Below are 15,195 nucleotides of genomic sequence, written 5' to 3'. Positions count from 1 at the left end.
GTAAAACCTTAACCTGTGATCCGGTTACTCGTCAGCAATGCTTGCCGGTGGCCAGTTTTCCAGGCGCATGCCCAGAGACAGACCACGTGAAGCCAGCACGTCTTTAATCTCAGTAAGAGATTTTTTACCCAGGTTCGGCGTTTTCAGCAACTCAACCTCGGTACGCTGTACCAGATCACCGATATAGTGGATAGCTTCTGCCTTGAGGCAGTTAGCAGAGCGGACAGTCAATTCCAGATCGTCAACAGGGCGCAGCAGGATCGGATCGAATTCTGGTTTCTCTTCTTTCACTTCCGGCTGACGTACATCACGTAAGTCAACGAAAGCTTCCAGTTGTTCTGCCAGGATGGTTGCCGCACGACGAATCGCCTCTTCAGGATCGATTGTGCCGTTGGTTTCCATTTCGATGACCAGCTTGTCCAGGTCGGTACGCTGTTCTACACGCGCTGCTTCAACATTGTAGGCAATACGCTCTACAGGGCTGTAGCATGCGTCGACCAGCAGACGGCCGATTGGGCGCTCATCTTCTTCCGAATGAATTCGGGCAGAAGCCGGCACATAACCACGACCGCGCTGAACTTTGATACGCATGCTAATAGCTGCGTTCTCATCGGTCAGGTGGCAGATCACGTGCTGCGGCTTGACGATTTCGACATCACCATCATGGGTGATGTCGGCTGCAGTCACAGGGCCAATGCCAGATTTATTCAGAGTAAGAATAACTTCATCTTTACCCTGAACTCTCACCGCCAGCCCTTTCAGGTTGAGCAGGATTTCAAGGATATCTTCCTGAACGCCTTCTTTGGTGCTGTACTCATGAAGTACACCATCAATCTCAACCTCGGTCACCGCGCAACCCGGCATCGATGAGAGCAGAATACGGCGCAGTGCGTTACCCAGAGTATGGCCAAAGCCACGCTCTAAAGGCTCAAGGGTCACCTTGGCGTGCGTCGAACTCACTTGCTCGATATCTACCAGGCGCGGTTTTAGAAACTCTGTCACAGAACCCTGCATTGTGTCCTCTCTTTGGTACTAAGCTTTACTTGGAGTAAAGCTCGACGATCAGGTGTTCGTTAATGTCCGCAGACAGATCAGAACGTTCCGGCTGACGCTTGAACGTACCTTCCATCTTGCCAGCATCAACTTCCAGCCAGGTTGGCTTTTCACGCTGCTCAGCCAGCTCCAGAGCGGCTTTCACGCGAGATTGCTTTTTCGCTTTCTCACGAATGCTAACAACGTCATTCGCTTTAACCTGATAAGAAGCGATGTTAACAACACGACCGTTTACCATGATTGCTTTATGGCTAACCATCTGACGTGCTTCAGCACGAGTGGCGCCAAAGCCCATACGGTATACAACGTTGTCCAGACGACCTTCCAGCAGAGCCAACAGGTTTTCACCGGTGTTGCCTTTCAGACGTGCTGCTTCTTTATAGTAGTTACGGAACTGACGCTCCAGCACACCGTACATACGGCGAACTTTCTGCTTTTCACGCAACTGCACACCATAGTCAGACAGACGCGGTTTACGCGCACCGTGCTGGCCAGGAGCTTGTTCAATTTTACACTTGGTATCGATCGCGCGAACGCCAGACTTAAGGAATAAGTCGGTGCCCTCACGACGGCTCAGCTTGAGCTTAGGACCCAAATATCTTGCCATTTTCTATCTCCAACAAACCTGGAAAACGAACGCGTTATACGCGACGTTTTTTCGGCGGACGACAACCGTTATGAGGGATCGGAGTCACATCAGTAATATTAGTGATGCGGAAACCAGCGGCGTTCAGAGCACGAACGGTAGATTCGCGACCCGGACCCGGACCTTTTACCATAACTTCCAGATTCTTGATGCCGTATTCTTTTACGGCTTCAGCGCAACGCTCTGCTGCAACCTGAGCTGCGAACGGAGTGGATTTGCGAGAACCACGGAAACCGGAACCACCGGCTGTTGCCCAACCCAGTGCGTTACCCTGACGATCAGTAATAGTAACGATGGTGTTGTTGAAAGAAGCATGGATATGAGCCACGCCGTCAGAGACTTGTTTTCTTACACGCTTACGTGCACGAACTGGTGCCTTTGCCATTATTCAATCACCCCGATTATTTCTTGATCGGTTTGCGCGGACCCTTACGGGTACGTGCGTTGGTCTTAGTACGCTGACCGCGCACTGGCAGACCACGACGATGACGCAAACCGCGATAGCAACCAAGGTCCATAAGGCGCTTGATGCTCATGCTAACTTCACGGCGCAGATCACCTTCAACGACAAATTTGGCAACTTCGTCACGCAGCGTGTCGATTTGTTCTTCAGACAGCTCACTGATCTTAACATCTTCAGCGATACCCGCTGCAGCCAGAATGGCTTTAGAACGGGTCTTGCCGACGCCATAGATCGAAGTTAATGCGATCACAGCATGTTTCTGATCAGGAATGTTAATGCCTGCTATACGGGCCACTATGCACTCCTACTATTTAATATGTACGCACCATGCTGAAAAGCCCGTTTTCAGGATACTCAAATGGAAACGTACAGACATACAAAAGATTGGCTGGCTAATCTAGCCAGCTCAACCCAACTTTGCAAGAAAAATATGCGAAATAATCAGCCTTGGCGCTGTTTATGCTTCGGCTCGGCACTGCAAATCACACGGATGACACCATCACGCTTAACGATTTTGCAGTTACGGCATAATTTCTTGACGGAAGCACGAACTTTCATTTTTACTCTCCGTAACTTCTCGGGCGACCTTTTAGCGGCCGTAGCCTTTCAGGTTCGCCTTCTTCAATGCAGACTCGTACTGACTTGACATCATCAGAGTTTGCACTTGAGCCATAAAGTCCATAATCACGACAACAACGATAAGCAGTGAGGTTCCACCGAAGTAGAACGGTACTTTCATCGCATCACGCATGAACTCCGGGATCAGGCAAATAAAAGTAATATAAAGCGCACCAACCAAAGTCAGGCGAGTCATTACTTTATCGATATACTTCGCCGTTTGCTCTCCCGGACGAATTCCTGGTACAAATGCACCGGACTTCTTCAGGTTATCTGCTGTTTCACGTGGGTTGAAGACCAACGCCGTGTAGAAGAAACAGAAGAAGATGATCGCAGACGCATAGAGTAACACATAAAGCGGTTGCCCAGGCTGCAAATACAGCGAAATTGTTGTCAGCCAGTTCCAACCAGTACCGCCCCCGAACCATGACGCGATGGTTGCCGGGAACAGAATAATACTGGAAGCGAAGATTGCCGGGATTACCCCTGCCATATTCACTTTCAGCGGTAAATGTGTGCTCTGTGCAGCATAGACACGACGACCTTGCTGACGTTTTGCGTAGTTTACCACAATGCGGCGTTGACCACGTTCAACGAAGATAACAAAGAACGTCACTGCAAATACTAATACTGCAACCAACAGCAACAGGAGGAAGTGCAGGTCGCCTTGACGCGCTTGCTCGATCGTATGGGCAATGGCTGGCGGGAGTCCCGCAACAATACCAGCGAAAATAATGATCGAAATACCGTTACCGATACCACGTTCAGTAATTTGTTCGCCGAGCCACATCAGGAACATTGTTCCTGAGACCAGACTTACAACAGCGGTGAAATAGAATGCAAAGCCCGGGTTAATAACCAGGCCCTGCATACCAGGCATATTCGGAAGACCGGTAGCAATACCGATCGACTGAAATATTGCCAGCACCAGAGTGCCGTAACGGGTGTACTGGCTGATCTTACGACGACCAGACTCCCCTTCTTTCTTCAGTTCTGCCAGAGTCGGATGAACGACCGTCAACAGCTGGATAATAATCGATGCCGAAATGTACGGCATGATACCCAGAGCAAAGATAGAAGCACGGCTGAGAGCACCACCAGAGAACATGTTAAACATTTCAATGATGGTGCCACGCTGTTGCTCAAGCAGTTTGGCAAGTACAGCGGCATCAATACCAGGGATCGGAATGAAAGAGCCAATACGGAAAACAATCAGCGCACCGATTACAAACAAAAGTCTGCGTTTCAGTTCGCCAAGCCCACCTTTGGCACTTTGAAAATCTAATCCCGGTTGTTTAGCCATCTGCTACTTATTCCTCAATTTTACCGCCAGCAGCTTCGATAGCAGCACGAGCACCTTTAGTAACACGCAGGCCACGAACAGTTACCGGAGTAGAAACTTCACCAGACAGGATCACTTTCGCGAACTCGATCTGAATACCGATAATGTTTGCTGCTTTCAGCGTGTTCAGGTCTACAACGCCGCCTTCAACTTTCGCCAGGTCAGACAGACGAACTTCGGCTGTGATCGCTGATTTGCGAGAAGTGAAGCCGAACTTCGGCAGACGACGGTACAGTGGCATCTGACCACCCTCGAAACCGCGACGTACGCCACCGCCAGAACGAGAGTTCTGACCTTTGTGACCACGACCACCGGTTTTGCCGAGGCCAGAACCGATACCACGACCCAGGCGTTTACCCGCCTTTTTAGAGCCTTCGGCCGGAGACAGAGTATTTAAACGCATCTCTTACTCCTCAACTTTAACCATGAAGTAAACCGCGTTGACCATACCACGAACAGCAGGAGTATCCTCGCGCTCAACGGTATGACCAATACGACGCAGACCCAGGCCAAGCAGCGTTGCCTTGTGTTTCGGCAGACGTCCGATTGCACTGCGGGTTTGTGTAATTTTAATAGTCTTTGCCATGGTCAATTACCCCAGAATTTCTTCAACGGATTTACCACGCTTGGCAGCGACCATTTCTGGAGATTTCATATTTTCCAGGCCATCAATAGTTGCACGAACCACGTTGATCGGGTTGGTGGAACCATATGCTTTAGCCAGAACGTTATGAACTCCAGCAACTTCCAGAACGGCGCGCATTGCACCACCGGCGATGATACCGGTACCTTCGGAAGCTGGCTGCATGAAGACACGAGAACCCGTGTGAGTACCCTTAACTGGGTGCTGCAGGGTGCCGTGGTTCAGCGCGACGTTAATCATATTGCGACGGGCTTTTTCCATCGCTTTCTGGATCGCTGCTGGAACTTCACGCGCTTTACCGTAACCAAAACCAACGCGACCGTTACCGTCACCAACTACAGTCAGAGCTGTGAAGGAGAAAATACGACCACCTTTAACAGTTTTAGATACGCGGTTAACCGCGATCAGCTTTTCCTGCAGTTCGCCAGCCTGTTTTTCGATGTGAGCCATCTTACACCTCTACCTTAGAACTGAAGGCCAGCTTCACGGGCAGCATCTGCCAGTGCCTGGACGCGACCATGATATTGGAACCCGGAACGGTCAAAGGACACAACTGTGATGCCTTTTTCCAGAGCGCGTTCAGCAACAGCTTTACCTACAGCTGCAGCAGCGTCTTTGTTACCGGTGTACTTCAATTGTTCTGTAATAGCTTTTTCTACAGTAGAAGCAGCTACCAGAACTTCAGAACCGTTTGGTGCAATGACCTGTGCGTAAATATGACGCGGGGTACGATGTACCACCAGGCGAGTTGCACCCAGCTCTTTGAGCTTGCGGCGTGCGCGGGTCGCACGACGGATACGAGCAGATTTCTTATCCATAGTGTTACCTTACTTCTTCTTAGCCTCTTTGGTACGCACGACTTCGTCGGCGTAACGAACACCCTTGCCTTTATAAGGCTCAGGACGACGGTAGGCGCGCAGATCTGCTGCAACCTGACCGATCAGCTGTTTATCAGCGCCTTTCAGCACGATTTCAGTCTGAGTCGGACATTCTGCAGTAATACCTGCTGGCAGCTGATGTTCAACAGGGTGTGAGAAGCCCAGAGACAGGCCTACTGCATTCCCTTTGATCGCTGCACGGTAACCTACACCAACCAGCTGAAGCTTTTTAGTGAAGCCTTCGGTAACACCAACAACCATTGAGTTCAGCAGGGCACGCGCGGTACCAGCCTGAGCCCAGCCATCAACGTAACCAGTACGTGGGCCGAAGGTCAGAGCGTTGTCTGCATGATTAACTTCAACAGCATCGTTGAGGGTACGAGTCAGCTCGCCATTTTTACCTTTGATCGTAATAACCTGACCGTCGATTTTTACATCAACGCCGGCAGGAATAACGACCGGTGCTTTAGCAACACGAGACATTTTTTCCTCCGATTAGGCTACGTAGCAGATAATTTCGCCACCAAGACCAGCCTGGCGCGCTGCACGATCAGTCATAACACCTTTAGAGGTAGAAACAACTGCGATACCCATGCCGGCCATAACTTTTGGCAGCTCATCTTTTTTCTTATAGATGCGCAGGCCTGGGCGGCTGACACGCTGAATGCTTTCTACAACAGCTTTACCCTGGAAATACTTAAGAGTAAGTTCCAGTTCCGGCTTGGTGTCGCCTTCAACTTTAAAATCTTCGATAAAACCTTCTTCCTTCAGCACGTTGGCAATTGCCACTTTCAGCTTGGCGGAAGGCATGGTGACCGCAACTTTGTTCGCGGCCTGACCGTTACGGATACGGGTCAGCATATCCGCGATCGGATCTTGCATGCTCATCTGTCTTTACTCCCGTGATTCAATTGGTAATTACCAGCTAGCCTTTTTCAAGCCTGGTACTTCACCGCGCATGGCGGCTTCACGCAGTTTGATACGGCTCAACCCGAACTTGCCCACGAAACCATGTGGACGACCTGTTTGACGACAGCGGTTACGCTGACGAGACGGGCTGGAATCACGCGGCAGAGACTGCAGCTTGAGAACAGCATTCCAACGATCTTCGTCGGAAGCGTTCACATCAGAAATGATCGCTTTCAGTTCAGCGCGTTTAGCGAAGAATTTATCAGCTAAAGCCACGCGCTTTACTTCGCGTGCTTTCATTGATTGCTTAGCCATTCAGTAACCCTACCTTACTTGCGGAACGGGAAGTCAAACGCAGCCAGCAGAGCGCGGCCTTCTTCGTCAGATTTCGCAGTAGTGGTAATGGTAATATCCAAACCACGCACGCGATCGACTTTATCGTAGTCGATCTCTGGGAAGATGATCTGCTCACGGACACCCATGCTGTAGTTGCCACGACCGTCGAAAGACTTAGCGGACAGGCCACGGAAGTCACGGATACGAGGAACAGCAATAGAGATCAGGCGCTCAAGGAACTCCCACATGCGTTCGCCACGCAGAGTTACTTTACAGCCGATCGGATAGCCCTGACGGATTTTGAAGCCTGCAACAGATTTGCGTGCTTTGGTGATCAGCGGTTTTTGACCGGAGATTGCTGTCAGGTCAGCTGCTGCGTTATCCAGCAGTTTCTTGTCAGCGATCGCTTCACCAACACCCATGTTCAGGGTGATCTTCTCGACCCGAGGGACTTGCATGACAGAATTGTAGTTAAACTCAGTCATGAGTTTGTTAACTACTTCGTCTTTGTAGTAATCATGCAGTTTCGCCATCGTACTACTCCAAATTACTTGATAGTTTCGCTGTTAGACTTGAAGAAACGGACTTTTTTGCCGTCTTCGAATCTAAAGCCTACACGGTCAGCCTTACCGGTTGCCGCATTGAAGATTGCAACGTTGGAAACCTGAATTGCAGCTTCTTTTTCAACGATGCCACCTGGCTGGTTCAGGGCCGGAACCGGCTTCTGATGTTTCTTGACCAGGTTGATACCTTCAACGACGAGTTTGCCGGAAGACAGAACATTTTTTACTTTACCGCGTTTACCTTTATCTTTACCGGTTAACACGATAACTTCGTCATCACGACGGATTTTCGCTGCCATGATTCGCTCCTTAGAGTACTTCTGGTGCCAGAGAGATAATTTTCATGAACTTTTCAGTACGAAGTTCACGAGTTACCGGCCCAAAGATACGCGTGCCGATAGGCTGCTCGCTGTTATTGTTTAAAATAACGCATGCATTACCATCGAAGCGAATGACAGAACCGTCAGGGCGACGAACACCCTTCCTGGTGCGCACCACTACCGCTTTCAGCACATCACCTTTCTTGACCTTACCACGTGGAATTGCTTCCTTGATGGTGATCTTGATGATGTCGCCTACGCCTGCGTAGCGACGGTGCGAGCCACCCAGAACCTTGATACACATTACGCGACGTGCACCGGAGTTGTCGGCGACGTTCAGCATAGTCTGTTCTTGGATCATTTCAGTGCTCCGCTAATGTCAACTACTACCTGAGACTCTAAAATCAGAGCCGTTAAAAAGCCCCATATCGAGGGCGCGGCATTATAACACCGCTTCTGCAATATGGGTAGAAAAAATAAACGGCCCATTGCTGAGCCGTTTATTCGTATCGAGAAGGCTACTCTATTACAGAACCGCTTTCTCTACAACGCGAACCAGCGTCCAGGACTTAGTCTTGGACAGTGGACGGCATTCACGGATTTCAACCTTGTCGCCGATACCACATTCGTTGTTCTCGTCATGTACGTGCAGTTTGGTCGTACGCTTGATGAATTTACCGTAGATCGGGTGTTTCACAATACGTTCGATAGCAACAACGATGGATTTCTCCATTTTGTCGCTAACAACACGACCTTGCAGAGTACGGATTTTATCGGTCATTACGCACCCGCCTTCTGAGTCAGTAAAGTCTTAACGCGTGCAACATCACGACGCACTTGCTTCAGCAGGTGAGTCTGTTGCAGCTGGCCACTTGCAGCCTGCATACGCAGGTTGAACTGCTCACGCAGCAGGTTCAGCAGCTCAGCGTTCAGCTCTTCTACGCTTTTTTCACGCAGCTCATTTGCTTTCATTACATCACCGTCTTAGTTACAAAGGTGGTTTTGATAGGCAGTTTCGCTGCTGCCAGGCCGAAGGCTTCACGGGCCAGCTCTTCCGGAACACCGTCCATTTCATACAGGACTTTGCCCGGCTGAATCAAGGCAACCCAGTACTCCACGTTACCTTTACCTTTACCCATACGAACTTCCAGCGGCTTCTCGGTAATTGGTTTGTCCGGGAATACACGGATCCAAATTTTACCTTGACGCTTAACTGCACGGGTCATAGCACGACGTGCTGCTTCGATCTGACGTGCAGTCAGACGACCACGGCCAACAGCTTTCAGACCGAAAGTGCCGAAGCTAACATCCGTACCCTGCGCCAGACCACGGTTGCGGCCTTTGTGCACTTTACGGAATTTTGTACGCTTTGGTTGTAACATCAGCGACGCTCCTTATTTACGGCCTTTACGCTGCTGCTTTTTAGGTTGCGCAGCCGGTTTTTCCGGTTGTTCAACAGCAGCCATACCACCCAGGATCTCACCTTTGAAGATCCATACCTTAACGCCGATTACACCGTAAGTGGTGTGCGCTTCAGAGGTGTTGTAGTCGATGTCAGCACGCAGAGTGTGCAGCGGTACGCGACCTTCGCGGTACCATTCGGTACGTGCGATTTCCGCGCCGCCCAGACGGCCGCTAACTTCAACTTTGATACCTTTAGCGCCCAGACGCATTGCGTTCTGTACGGCACGCTTCATAGCACGACGGAACATAACGCGACGTTCCAGCTGTGAAGTGATGCTGTCAGCAACCAATTTAGCGTCCAGTTCAGGCTTACGAACTTCAGCGATATTGATCTGTGCAGGAACGCCAGCGATATCCGCTACGACCTTGCGCAGTTTTTCTACGTCTTCGCCTTTCTTACCGATTACGATGCCAGGGCGAGCAGTGTGAATGGTCACACGGATGCTCTTAGCTGGACGCTCGATAACGATACGAGATACAGACGCTTTAGCCAGTTCCTTAGTCAGGTACTGACGTACTTTAAAATCGCTGTCCAGGTTGTCAGCGAATTCTTTGGTGTTCGCAAACCAGGTTGAGTTCCATGGTTTTACAATACCCAGGCGAATACCATTAGGATGTACTTTCTGACCCATTGCTAGTCTCCAGAGTCTCAGCGATCGGACACAACCACAGTAATGTGGCTGGTGCGCTTCAGGATGCGATCTGCACGACCTTTCGCACGCGGCATAATGCGCTTCATGCTCGGGCCTTCGTCTACGAAGATTTTCGCGACTTTCAGATCGTCAATGTCAGCGCCATCGTTGTGTTCAGCGTTAGCAATGGCAGATTCCAGAACTTTCTTGACCAGTACAGCCGCTTTCTTATTGGTGTAGGTCAGAATATCCAGGGCCTGCGACACTTTCTTACCGCGAATCAGGTCAGCAACAAGGCGAACCTTCTGAGCAGAAGAACGAGCATGGCGATGTTGAGCTAAAGTTTCCATCTCTTCCTCCTACCTTATTTCTTCTTCGCTTTTTTATCAGCAGCGTGGCCGCGATAAGTACGAGTCGGTGCGAATTCACCCAGTTTGTGGCCGACCATTTCGTCGGAAACAAATACTGGAACGTGCTGACGACCATTATGGACAGCGATGGTCAAACCGATCATGTTAGGAAAGATCGTTGAACGACGGGACCAAGTGCGCAGGGGCTTCTTGTCTCCGCTTTCCACCGCTTTCTCTACCTTCTTCAGCAAGTGCAGGTCAATAAAAGGACCTTTCTTGAGAGAACGTGGCATGGCTTATCCTCTAATATTATTTGCTACGGCGACGTACGATAAATTTATCAGTACGCTTGTTGCTGCGGGTCTTCTTACCTTTGGTCTGAACGCCCCACGGAGTTACCGGGTGCTTACCAAAGTTACGACCTTCACCACCACCATGTGGGTGGTCGACTGGGTTCATCGCAGTACCGCGAACGGTAGGACGAACACCACGCCAGCGTGCAGCACCTGCTTTACCCAGAACGCGCAGCATATGCTCAGCATTGCCAACTTCGCCCAGAGTAGCGCGGCAGTCTGCTTCGACTTTACGCATTTCACCAGAACGCAGACGCAGGGTGACATAAGCACCATCACGCGCAACGATCTGAACGTAAGTACCAGCGGAACGTGCCAGCTGACCGCCTTTACCTGGTTTCATTTCTACGTTATGAACGGTAGAACCAACCGGGATATTGCGCATCGGCAGGGTGTTACCTGCTTTGATTGCAGCATCAACGCCAGACTGAATCTGGTCGCCAGCTTTCAGGCCTTTAGGGGCCAGGATGTAACGGCGTTCGCCATCTTTGTACAGAACCAGCGCGATGTTCGCGGAACGGTTCGGATCGTACTCAAGACGCTCAACAACTGCTGGGATACCGTCTTTGTTGCGTTTAAAGTCAACAATACGATAAGCCTGCTTGTGGCCACCACCGATGTGACGAGTGGTGATACGGCCATTGTTGTTACGACCACCGGATTTGCTGTTCTTTTCCAGCAACGGAGCAAAAGGCTTGCCCTTGTGCAGCTCAGGGTTAACCACTTTAACAACGTGGCGACGACCCGGAGATGTCGGTTTACATTTAACAACTGCCATTGTATTACTCCTCCGACTTACTCAGCGCCGCCAACGAAGTCCAGATTCTGGCCTTCTTTCAGGGTGACGTAAGCTTTTTTCCAGTCGCTACGACGACCGATACGCTGTCCGTGACGTTTAACTTTCCCTTTAACTACCAGGGTGTTAACGACTTCGACTTCGACTTCAAACAGTTTCTGCACAGCAGCTTTGATTTCTGCTTTGGTCGCGTCTTTAGCAACTTTGAGAACGATGGTGTTAGTTTTTTCCATCGCAGCAGACGCTTTTTCAGAAACGTGCGGTGCACGCAGCACCTTCAGCAGACGTTCTTCACGAATCATGCCAGCATCTCCTCAACTTGCTTAACAGCATCAGCAGTCATTACGACTTTGTCGAAGGCGATCAGGCTAACCGGGTCGATACCAGTTGCATCGCGTACGTCAACCTTGTGCAGGTTGCGCGCAGCCAGGAACAGGTTCTCGTCCAGCTCACCGGTGATGATCAGCACATCTTCCAGAGCCATGTCTTTCAGTTTCTGTGCCAGCAGCTTAGTTTTAGGCGCTTCTACAGAGAAAGATTCGACAACGATCAGACGATCCTGACGTACCAGTTCGGACAGGATGCTTTTCAGCGCGCCGCGGTACATCTTTTTGTTAACTTTTTGACTGTGGTCCTGCGGGCGAGCAGCGAAGGTCACGCCACCGGAACGCCAGATCGGGCTCTTGATAGAACCTGAACGCGCACGGCCGGTACCTTTCTGGCGCCACGGCTTTTTGCCGGAACCAGTTACTTCAGCACGAGTCTTCTGAGCACGAGTACCCTGACGAGCACCAGCTGCATAAGCAACAACAACCTGGTGAACCAGCGCTTCGTTGAAATCACGACCGAAGGTAGTTTCGGAAACAGTCAGCGCGCTCTGCGCGTCTTTCAATACTAATTCCATTGCTATCCCCTTACGCCTTCACAGCTGGTTTAACGATCAGGTCGCTACCGGTTGCACCCGGAACCGCACCTTTAACCAGCAGCAGGTTGCGCTCAGCGTCAACACGTACTACGTCCAGGCTCTGAACGGTTACACGTTCGTTACCCAGCTGACCTGCCATTTTCTTGCCTTTGAACACTTTGCCCGGAGTCTGGTTCTGACCGATAGAACCCGGAACGCGGTGAGACAAGGAGTTACCGTGAGTAGCGTCCTGGGTACGGAAGTTCCAGCGCTTAACGGTACCAGCAAAACCTTTACCTTTAGAGGTACCGGTTACGTCAACTTTTTTAACTTCTGCAAACAGCTCAACGCTAATGTCCTGACCTACGGTGAACTCTTCGCCTTCAGCAAGACGGAATTCCCACAGACCACGGCCAGCTTCTACGCCAGCTTTAGCGAAGTGACCAGCTTCCGGCTTGGTTACACGGTTAGCTTTTTTAGCACCAGTGGTAACCTGAACGGCACGGTAGCCATCGTTAGCCAGATCTTTAACCTGAGTAACGCGGTTTGCTTCAACTTCGATTACGGTTACTGGGATAGAAACGCCATCTTCAGTGAAGATGCGGGTCATACCCACTTTTTTACCGACTAAACCAATCATTGTATCAACCTCTCAATCGCTCGATGACCTGATTAACCCAGGCTGATCTGCACGTCTACACCGGCAGCCAGATCCAGACGCATCAGAGCATCAACGGTTTTCTCAGTTGGCTCAACGATGTCAACCAGACGCTTGTGAGTGCGGATCTCGTACTGATCACGCGCGTCTTTGTTAACGTGCGGAGAGATCAGTACGGTAAAGCGCTCTTTGCGGGTCGGCAGCGGGATCGGACCACGGACTTGCGCACCAGTGCGCTTAGCAGTCTCGACGATTTCCGCGGTTGATTGATCGATCAGACGATGATCAAACGCTTTAAGGCGGATACGGATTCTTTGGTTCTGCATGAGACCAGAGCTCCAATTATTTTATAAACGAAAATGATCACTACTCAGACCCATTACGATTGATGGGAGAGTGTAACCGTTCTTACGTAGCCCCCCGATTGGGAGCGTTGTTAGGCAACTGAAAAAGATTGTTGCCCGGGGTTCAGATTGAACCAGCTGTCAATTACGACAAGCCCGCGCATTATACGTAAATCTGCGCAAGACGCAAGCCTGGTTTAGAAAATAGACGGTAGCGCTCACTTTTTGCGAGGCGCCTCGTAAACGTGCTGCAAAATTACCGCGTCGCGATAACAGTCAGGAAGGCGTCTCGCAGAGTTATGTTTTTTTATTTGTTTAGCCTTCAGGTTTGAGAGGAGTATGGCCGCACACATTACATGGAGGTCAAGGCCAATGCTCACTACCCTACCCTTTCTGATAACCTACCTGGGTTTAACCATCCTGCTTGTTCGTGAGGATATCCGATCGCATTTGCTTCCGGATAAATACCTGTGTCCTCTGCTCTGGGCTGGTCTGCTTTATCACCTTTGTCTTCGTCCCGAGCAGTTGCCTGCCGCAGTGGCGGGCGCGATAGCGGGCTATGCTGGTTTCGCGATTATTTATTGGACTTATAAATTGATTCGAAAACGTGAAGGTCTGGGATATGGTGATGTGAAGTATCTGGGTGCACTGGGTGCCTGGCATGGGTGGTGCGTGCTTCCTGTACTGGCTTTATCAGCTGCCCTGTTGGCAACGCTTTATCTTTTGATACTTGCGATGTGCAAACCTGAAAAACAGGTATTAAAAAACCCGCTACCATTTGGGCCTTTTATGGCGGCAGCGGGTTTAATGCTGGGCATGGACAGCCTGATCAGCTTTCCACTTTAATCTGCGACTGGAGGTAATTTTGCAGCCCAATTTTACCAATAAGATCCAGTTCAGTTTCGAGCCAGTCAATATGACCTTCTTCATCGGCCAGGATCTGAATCATCATGTCGCGGCTGACGTAATCGTGAACGCTGTCCGCATAAGCGATAGCTTCACGCAAGTCTTTCGCACCCTCAAGTTCCAGTGCCAGATCCGAACGCAGCATTTCTTCGACATCTTCACCAATGCCCAGCTTGCCAAGATCCTGCAGGTTGGGGATACCTTCGAGAAATAAAATACGCTCGATGTACTTATCGGCATGTTTCATCTCGTCGATAGATTCATGGTATTCAACGTCGTTGAGGCGAGTCAGCCCCCAGTTTTTGAACATTCTCGCATGGAGAAAGTATTGATTGATTGCGACAAGCTCATTTCCCAATAATTTATTGAGATAACTTATGATTTTAATATCACCTTTCATTATAGTCCCTCCGCTTCCACTCATTGAAGCGTAGATGGGGCTACAGGGATGTCAAAAAAAAGAGTGAGTCTCAGGCAATCTCTTTGTATTCCGGGATCTGCATCAATTCATCCTGCATGATTTCACGGGCAGCACGAACGCACTTACCGCATTGATTTCCTACTGGAATAAACTTACGCAGCTGCTGAAAAGATTGAGGTTGAAACTGGCGAACGGCCTGCCGAATTTTTTTATCGCTTACACCGTTACATAAACAAACGTACATAACCACTCCCGTTCAAAATATGCGCAAAGTGTAAGTGAGAATAATTATGATTACAATAGCACAATCGCCATGATACGGGGCGGGAGCGAACAAAAAATGCGAAAATTTGTGACAGGGACAATCCTGCAAAAACAAAAAAGGACGCCGAAGCGTCCTTTTTAATTCAGGGATAATTAATTAGCCCAGAACTTTAGCAACAACACCCGCGCCAACGGTACGGCCACCTTCACGGATTGCGAAACGCAGACCGTCGTCCATCGCGATTGGGTGGATCAGGGTAACAACCATTTTGATGTTGTCGCCTGGCATTACCATCTCAACGCCTTCTGGCAGTTCGATGGTACCGGTCACG

At 50.1% G+C, this 15,195-nt stretch carries 30 protein-coding genes and 1 pseudogene; 1 reads left to right on the top strand and 30 read right to left on the bottom strand.

The features are described from left to right. Positions 1-24: 24 nt before the first annotated feature. The 27 genes from K5I40_RS23640 to rpsJ all read right to left on the bottom strand — a co-directional run bounded on the left by K5I40_RS23640 (position 25) and on the right by rpsJ (position 13,254). On the bottom strand, positions 25-1,014 hold the full coding sequence (locus tag K5I40_RS23640; protein ID WP_002919219.1) for a DNA-directed RNA polymerase subunit alpha: 990 nt from the start codon (positions 1,012-1,014) through the stop codon (positions 25-27). 25 nt (positions 1,015-1,039) lie between these two features. Continuing rightward, positions 1,040-1,660, bottom strand: coding sequence for a 30S ribosomal protein S4 (gene rpsD, locus K5I40_RS23635; protein WP_032614687.1), 621 nt, complete (start codon positions 1,658-1,660; stop codon positions 1,040-1,042). 34 nt (positions 1,661-1,694) lie between these two features. Beyond that, the gene (gene rpsK, locus K5I40_RS23630; RefSeq protein ID WP_003863312.1) at positions 1,695-2,084 is read right to left on the bottom strand and encodes a 30S ribosomal protein S11; all 390 of its coding nucleotides are present in this window, start codon (positions 2,082-2,084) and stop codon (positions 1,695-1,697) included. A gap of 16 nt (positions 2,085-2,100) precedes the next feature. Beyond that, entirely contained in the window at positions 2,101-2,457 is a 357-nt protein-coding gene (gene rpsM, locus K5I40_RS23625; RefSeq protein ID WP_003031135.1) for a 30S ribosomal protein S13, read from the bottom strand. Between the two features lie 146 nt (positions 2,458-2,603). Further along, positions 2,604-2,720: a 50S ribosomal protein L36 gene (gene rpmJ / locus K5I40_RS23620; RefSeq protein WP_000868187.1), complete on the bottom strand. Its 117-nt coding sequence runs from the start codon at positions 2,718-2,720 to the stop codon at positions 2,604-2,606. A 31-nt stretch (positions 2,721-2,751) separates the two neighbouring features. Next, positions 2,752-4,083, bottom strand: coding sequence for a preprotein translocase subunit SecY (secY, locus tag K5I40_RS23615; protein ID WP_039032064.1), 1,332 nt, complete (start codon positions 4,081-4,083; stop codon positions 2,752-2,754). Between the two features lie 7 nt (positions 4,084-4,090). Beyond that, positions 4,091-4,525, bottom strand: coding sequence for a 50S ribosomal protein L15 (gene rplO / locus K5I40_RS23610; protein WP_039032065.1), 435 nt, complete (start codon positions 4,523-4,525; stop codon positions 4,091-4,093). 3 nt (positions 4,526-4,528) lie between these two features. Beyond that, positions 4,529-4,708 (bottom strand): 50S ribosomal protein L30, encoded by a 180-nt coding sequence (gene rpmD / locus K5I40_RS23605; protein ID WP_003863301.1) that lies wholly within the window; start codon positions 4,706-4,708, stop codon positions 4,529-4,531. A gap of 6 nt (positions 4,709-4,714) precedes the next feature. Beyond that, positions 4,715-5,215 (bottom strand): 30S ribosomal protein S5, encoded by a 501-nt coding sequence (gene rpsE, locus K5I40_RS23600; RefSeq protein ID WP_007369821.1) that lies wholly within the window; start codon positions 5,213-5,215, stop codon positions 4,715-4,717. Positions 5,216-5,229: 14 nt separating this feature from the next. Then, positions 5,230-5,583, bottom strand: a complete 354-nt coding sequence (rplR, locus tag K5I40_RS23595) for a 50S ribosomal protein L18 (RefSeq protein WP_032614694.1) — start codon at positions 5,581-5,583, stop codon at positions 5,230-5,232. 9 nt (positions 5,584-5,592) lie between these two features. Next, entirely contained in the window at positions 5,593-6,126 is a 534-nt protein-coding gene (gene rplF / locus K5I40_RS23590) for a 50S ribosomal protein L6 (RefSeq protein WP_039032066.1), read from the bottom strand. A gap of 12 nt (positions 6,127-6,138) precedes the next feature. Then, positions 6,139-6,531 (bottom strand): 30S ribosomal protein S8, encoded by a 393-nt coding sequence (gene rpsH / locus K5I40_RS23585; RefSeq protein ID WP_032614699.1) that lies wholly within the window; start codon positions 6,529-6,531, stop codon positions 6,139-6,141. Positions 6,532-6,561: 30 nt separating this feature from the next. After that, positions 6,562-6,867, bottom strand: coding sequence for a 30S ribosomal protein S14 (rpsN, locus tag K5I40_RS23580; RefSeq protein WP_032614701.1), 306 nt, complete (start codon positions 6,865-6,867; stop codon positions 6,562-6,564). A 14-nt stretch (positions 6,868-6,881) separates the two neighbouring features. After that, a complete protein-coding gene (gene rplE, locus K5I40_RS23575) occupies positions 6,882-7,421 on the bottom strand; it encodes a 50S ribosomal protein L5 (protein WP_039032067.1) in 540 nt (179 codons plus the stop codon). 14 nt (positions 7,422-7,435) lie between these two features. Continuing rightward, the gene (gene rplX / locus K5I40_RS23570; RefSeq protein ID WP_003863287.1) at positions 7,436-7,750 is read right to left on the bottom strand and encodes a 50S ribosomal protein L24; all 315 of its coding nucleotides are present in this window, start codon (positions 7,748-7,750) and stop codon (positions 7,436-7,438) included. A gap of 10 nt (positions 7,751-7,760) precedes the next feature. Beyond that, positions 7,761-8,132, bottom strand: a complete 372-nt coding sequence (gene rplN / locus K5I40_RS23565) for a 50S ribosomal protein L14 (protein WP_004160583.1) — start codon at positions 8,130-8,132, stop codon at positions 7,761-7,763. Positions 8,133-8,297: 165 nt separating this feature from the next. After that, positions 8,298-8,552 (bottom strand): 30S ribosomal protein S17, encoded by a 255-nt coding sequence (rpsQ, locus tag K5I40_RS23560; protein WP_008503489.1) that lies wholly within the window; start codon positions 8,550-8,552, stop codon positions 8,298-8,300. After that, positions 8,552-8,743, bottom strand: a complete 192-nt coding sequence (gene rpmC, locus K5I40_RS23555; protein WP_032614707.1) for a 50S ribosomal protein L29 — start codon at positions 8,741-8,743, stop codon at positions 8,552-8,554. Before rpmC ends, rpsQ begins: the two co-directional genes overlap by 1 nt. Continuing rightward, positions 8,743-9,153, bottom strand: a complete 411-nt coding sequence (rplP, locus tag K5I40_RS23550) for a 50S ribosomal protein L16 (RefSeq protein ID WP_002919759.1) — start codon at positions 9,151-9,153, stop codon at positions 8,743-8,745. Before rplP ends, rpmC begins: the two co-directional genes overlap by 1 nt. Positions 9,154-9,165: 12 nt before the next feature. Beyond that, on the bottom strand, positions 9,166-9,867 hold the full coding sequence (rpsC, locus tag K5I40_RS23545) for a 30S ribosomal protein S3 (protein WP_000529945.1): 702 nt from the start codon (positions 9,865-9,867) through the stop codon (positions 9,166-9,168). A gap of 17 nt (positions 9,868-9,884) precedes the next feature. Beyond that, a complete protein-coding gene (rplV, locus tag K5I40_RS23540; RefSeq protein WP_002919773.1) occupies positions 9,885-10,217 on the bottom strand; it encodes a 50S ribosomal protein L22 in 333 nt (110 codons plus the stop codon). Positions 10,218-10,231: 14 nt separating this feature from the next. Continuing rightward, entirely contained in the window at positions 10,232-10,510 is a 279-nt protein-coding gene (gene rpsS, locus K5I40_RS23535; RefSeq protein WP_001138115.1) for a 30S ribosomal protein S19, read from the bottom strand. A 16-nt stretch (positions 10,511-10,526) separates the two neighbouring features. Then, positions 10,527-11,348, bottom strand: a complete 822-nt coding sequence (rplB, locus tag K5I40_RS23530) for a 50S ribosomal protein L2 (protein ID WP_000301859.1) — start codon at positions 11,346-11,348, stop codon at positions 10,527-10,529. 17 nt (positions 11,349-11,365) lie between these two features. Further along, positions 11,366-11,668 (bottom strand): 50S ribosomal protein L23, encoded by a 303-nt coding sequence (gene rplW, locus K5I40_RS23525; protein ID WP_004868363.1) that lies wholly within the window; start codon positions 11,666-11,668, stop codon positions 11,366-11,368. After that, positions 11,665-12,270: a 50S ribosomal protein L4 gene (rplD, locus tag K5I40_RS23520; protein ID WP_003031119.1), complete on the bottom strand. Its 606-nt coding sequence runs from the start codon at positions 12,268-12,270 to the stop codon at positions 11,665-11,667. Before rplD ends, rplW begins: the two co-directional genes overlap by 4 nt. Before the next feature lie 10 nt (positions 12,271-12,280). Next, entirely contained in the window at positions 12,281-12,910 is a 630-nt protein-coding gene (gene rplC / locus K5I40_RS23515; RefSeq protein ID WP_016538466.1) for a 50S ribosomal protein L3, read from the bottom strand. Between the two features lie 32 nt (positions 12,911-12,942). After that, a complete protein-coding gene (rpsJ, locus tag K5I40_RS23510; RefSeq protein ID WP_001181005.1) occupies positions 12,943-13,254 on the bottom strand; it encodes a 30S ribosomal protein S10 in 312 nt (103 codons plus the stop codon). Between the two features lie 390 nt (positions 13,255-13,644). Here rpsJ and K5I40_RS23505 point away from each other — a divergent pair, with 390 nt between their 5' ends. Further along, positions 13,645-14,118: an A24 family peptidase gene (locus tag K5I40_RS23505; RefSeq protein WP_138371061.1), complete on the top strand. Its 474-nt coding sequence runs from the start codon at positions 13,645-13,647 to the stop codon at positions 14,116-14,118. Here K5I40_RS23505 and bfr read toward each other — a convergent pair. The 3 genes and pseudogenes from bfr to tuf all read right to left on the bottom strand — a co-directional run. Beyond that, a complete protein-coding gene (gene bfr, locus K5I40_RS23500) occupies positions 14,102-14,578 on the bottom strand; it encodes a bacterioferritin (protein WP_032614711.1) in 477 nt (158 codons plus the stop codon). The two genes, K5I40_RS23505 and bfr, sit on opposite strands and share 17 nt — an antisense overlap. A 70-nt stretch (positions 14,579-14,648) precedes the next feature. After that, on the bottom strand, positions 14,649-14,843 hold the full coding sequence (gene bfd, locus K5I40_RS23495) for a bacterioferritin-associated ferredoxin (protein WP_039032069.1): 195 nt from the start codon (positions 14,841-14,843) through the stop codon (positions 14,649-14,651). 177 nt (positions 14,844-15,020) lie between these two features. Beyond that, a pseudogene (gene tuf, locus K5I40_RS23490) lies at positions 15,021-15,195 on the bottom strand (elongation factor Tu); the annotation flags it as partial.

The organism is Leclercia sp. LTM14, from assembly GCF_023736175.1.
Classification (GTDB): Bacteria; Pseudomonadota; Gammaproteobacteria; order Enterobacterales; family Enterobacteriaceae; genus Enterobacter; species Enterobacter barmai.
This window is presented reverse-complemented; position numbering and strand designations above follow the sequence as displayed.

What these genes read in the sequence shown, in the direction of transcription:
- K5I40_RS23640 (WP_002919219.1), bottom strand. Translation starts at nt 1,014, where the DNA reads ATGCAGGGTTCTGTGACAGAGTTTCTAAAACCGCGCCTGGTAGATATC.
- rpsD (WP_032614687.1), bottom strand. Translation starts at nt 1,660, where the DNA reads ATGGCAAGATATTTGGGTCCTAAGCTCAAGCTGAGCCGTCGTGAGGGC.
- rpsK (WP_003863312.1), bottom strand. Translation starts at nt 2,084, where the DNA reads ATGGCAAAGGCACCAGTTCGTGCACGTAAGCGTGTAAGAAAACAAGTC.
- rpmJ (WP_000868187.1), bottom strand. Translation starts at nt 2,720, where the DNA reads ATGAAAGTTCGTGCTTCCGTCAAGAAATTATGCCGTAACTGCAAAATC.
- secY (WP_039032064.1), bottom strand. Translation starts at nt 4,083, where the DNA reads ATGGCTAAACAACCGGGATTAGATTTTCAAAGTGCCAAAGGTGGGCTT.
- rplO (WP_039032065.1), bottom strand. Translation starts at nt 4,525, where the DNA reads ATGCGTTTAAATACTCTGTCTCCGGCCGAAGGCTCTAAAAAGGCGGGT.
- rpmD (WP_003863301.1), bottom strand. Translation starts at nt 4,708, where the DNA reads ATGGCAAAGACTATTAAAATTACACAAACCCGCAGTGCAATCGGACGT.
- rpsE (WP_007369821.1), bottom strand. Translation starts at nt 5,215, where the DNA reads ATGGCTCACATCGAAAAACAGGCTGGCGAACTGCAGGAAAAGCTGATC.
- rplR (WP_032614694.1), bottom strand. Translation starts at nt 5,583, where the DNA reads ATGGATAAGAAATCTGCTCGTATCCGTCGTGCGACCCGCGCACGCCGC.
- rplF (WP_039032066.1), bottom strand. Translation starts at nt 6,126, where the DNA reads ATGTCTCGTGTTGCTAAAGCACCGGTCGTTATTCCTGCCGGCGTTGAT.
- rpsH (WP_032614699.1), bottom strand. Translation starts at nt 6,531, where the DNA reads ATGAGCATGCAAGATCCGATCGCGGATATGCTGACCCGTATCCGTAAC.
- rpsN (WP_032614701.1), bottom strand. Translation starts at nt 6,867, where the DNA reads ATGGCTAAGCAATCAATGAAAGCACGCGAAGTAAAGCGCGTGGCTTTA.
- rplE (WP_039032067.1), bottom strand. Translation starts at nt 7,421, where the DNA reads ATGGCGAAACTGCATGATTACTACAAAGACGAAGTAGTTAACAAACTC.
- rplX (WP_003863287.1), bottom strand. Translation starts at nt 7,750, where the DNA reads ATGGCAGCGAAAATCCGTCGTGATGACGAAGTTATCGTGTTAACCGGT.
- rplN (WP_004160583.1), bottom strand. Translation starts at nt 8,132, where the DNA reads ATGATCCAAGAACAGACTATGCTGAACGTCGCCGACAACTCCGGTGCA.
- rpsQ (WP_008503489.1), bottom strand. Translation starts at nt 8,552, where the DNA reads ATGACCGATAAAATCCGTACTCTGCAAGGTCGTGTTGTTAGCGACAAA.
- rpmC (WP_032614707.1), bottom strand. Translation starts at nt 8,743, where the DNA reads ATGAAAGCAAATGAGCTGCGTGAAAAAAGCGTAGAAGAGCTGAACGCT.
- rplP (WP_002919759.1), bottom strand. Translation starts at nt 9,153, where the DNA reads ATGTTACAACCAAAGCGTACAAAATTCCGTAAAGTGCACAAAGGCCGC.
- rpsC (WP_000529945.1), bottom strand. Translation starts at nt 9,867, where the DNA reads ATGGGTCAGAAAGTACATCCTAATGGTATTCGCCTGGGTATTGTAAAA.
- rplV (WP_002919773.1), bottom strand. Translation starts at nt 10,217, where the DNA reads ATGGAAACTTTAGCTCAACATCGCCATGCTCGTTCTTCTGCTCAGAAG.
- rpsS (WP_001138115.1), bottom strand. Translation starts at nt 10,510, where the DNA reads ATGCCACGTTCTCTCAAGAAAGGTCCTTTTATTGACCTGCACTTGCTG.
- rplB (WP_000301859.1), bottom strand. Translation starts at nt 11,348, where the DNA reads ATGGCAGTTGTTAAATGTAAACCGACATCTCCGGGTCGTCGCCACGTT.
- rplW (WP_004868363.1), bottom strand. Translation starts at nt 11,668, where the DNA reads ATGATTCGTGAAGAACGTCTGCTGAAGGTGCTGCGTGCACCGCACGTT.
- rplD (WP_003031119.1), bottom strand. Translation starts at nt 12,270, where the DNA reads ATGGAATTAGTATTGAAAGACGCGCAGAGCGCGCTGACTGTTTCCGAA.
- rplC (WP_016538466.1), bottom strand. Translation starts at nt 12,910, where the DNA reads ATGATTGGTTTAGTCGGTAAAAAAGTGGGTATGACCCGCATCTTCACT.
- rpsJ (WP_001181005.1), bottom strand. Translation starts at nt 13,254, where the DNA reads ATGCAGAACCAAAGAATCCGTATCCGCCTTAAAGCGTTTGATCATCGT.
- K5I40_RS23505 (WP_138371061.1), top strand. Translation starts at nt 13,645, where the DNA reads ATGCTCACTACCCTACCCTTTCTGATAACCTACCTGGGTTTAACCATC.
- bfr (WP_032614711.1), bottom strand. Translation starts at nt 14,578, where the DNA reads ATGAAAGGTGATATTAAAATCATAAGTTATCTCAATAAATTATTGGGA.
- bfd (WP_039032069.1), bottom strand. Translation starts at nt 14,843, where the DNA reads ATGTACGTTTGTTTATGTAACGGTGTAAGCGATAAAAAAATTCGGCAG.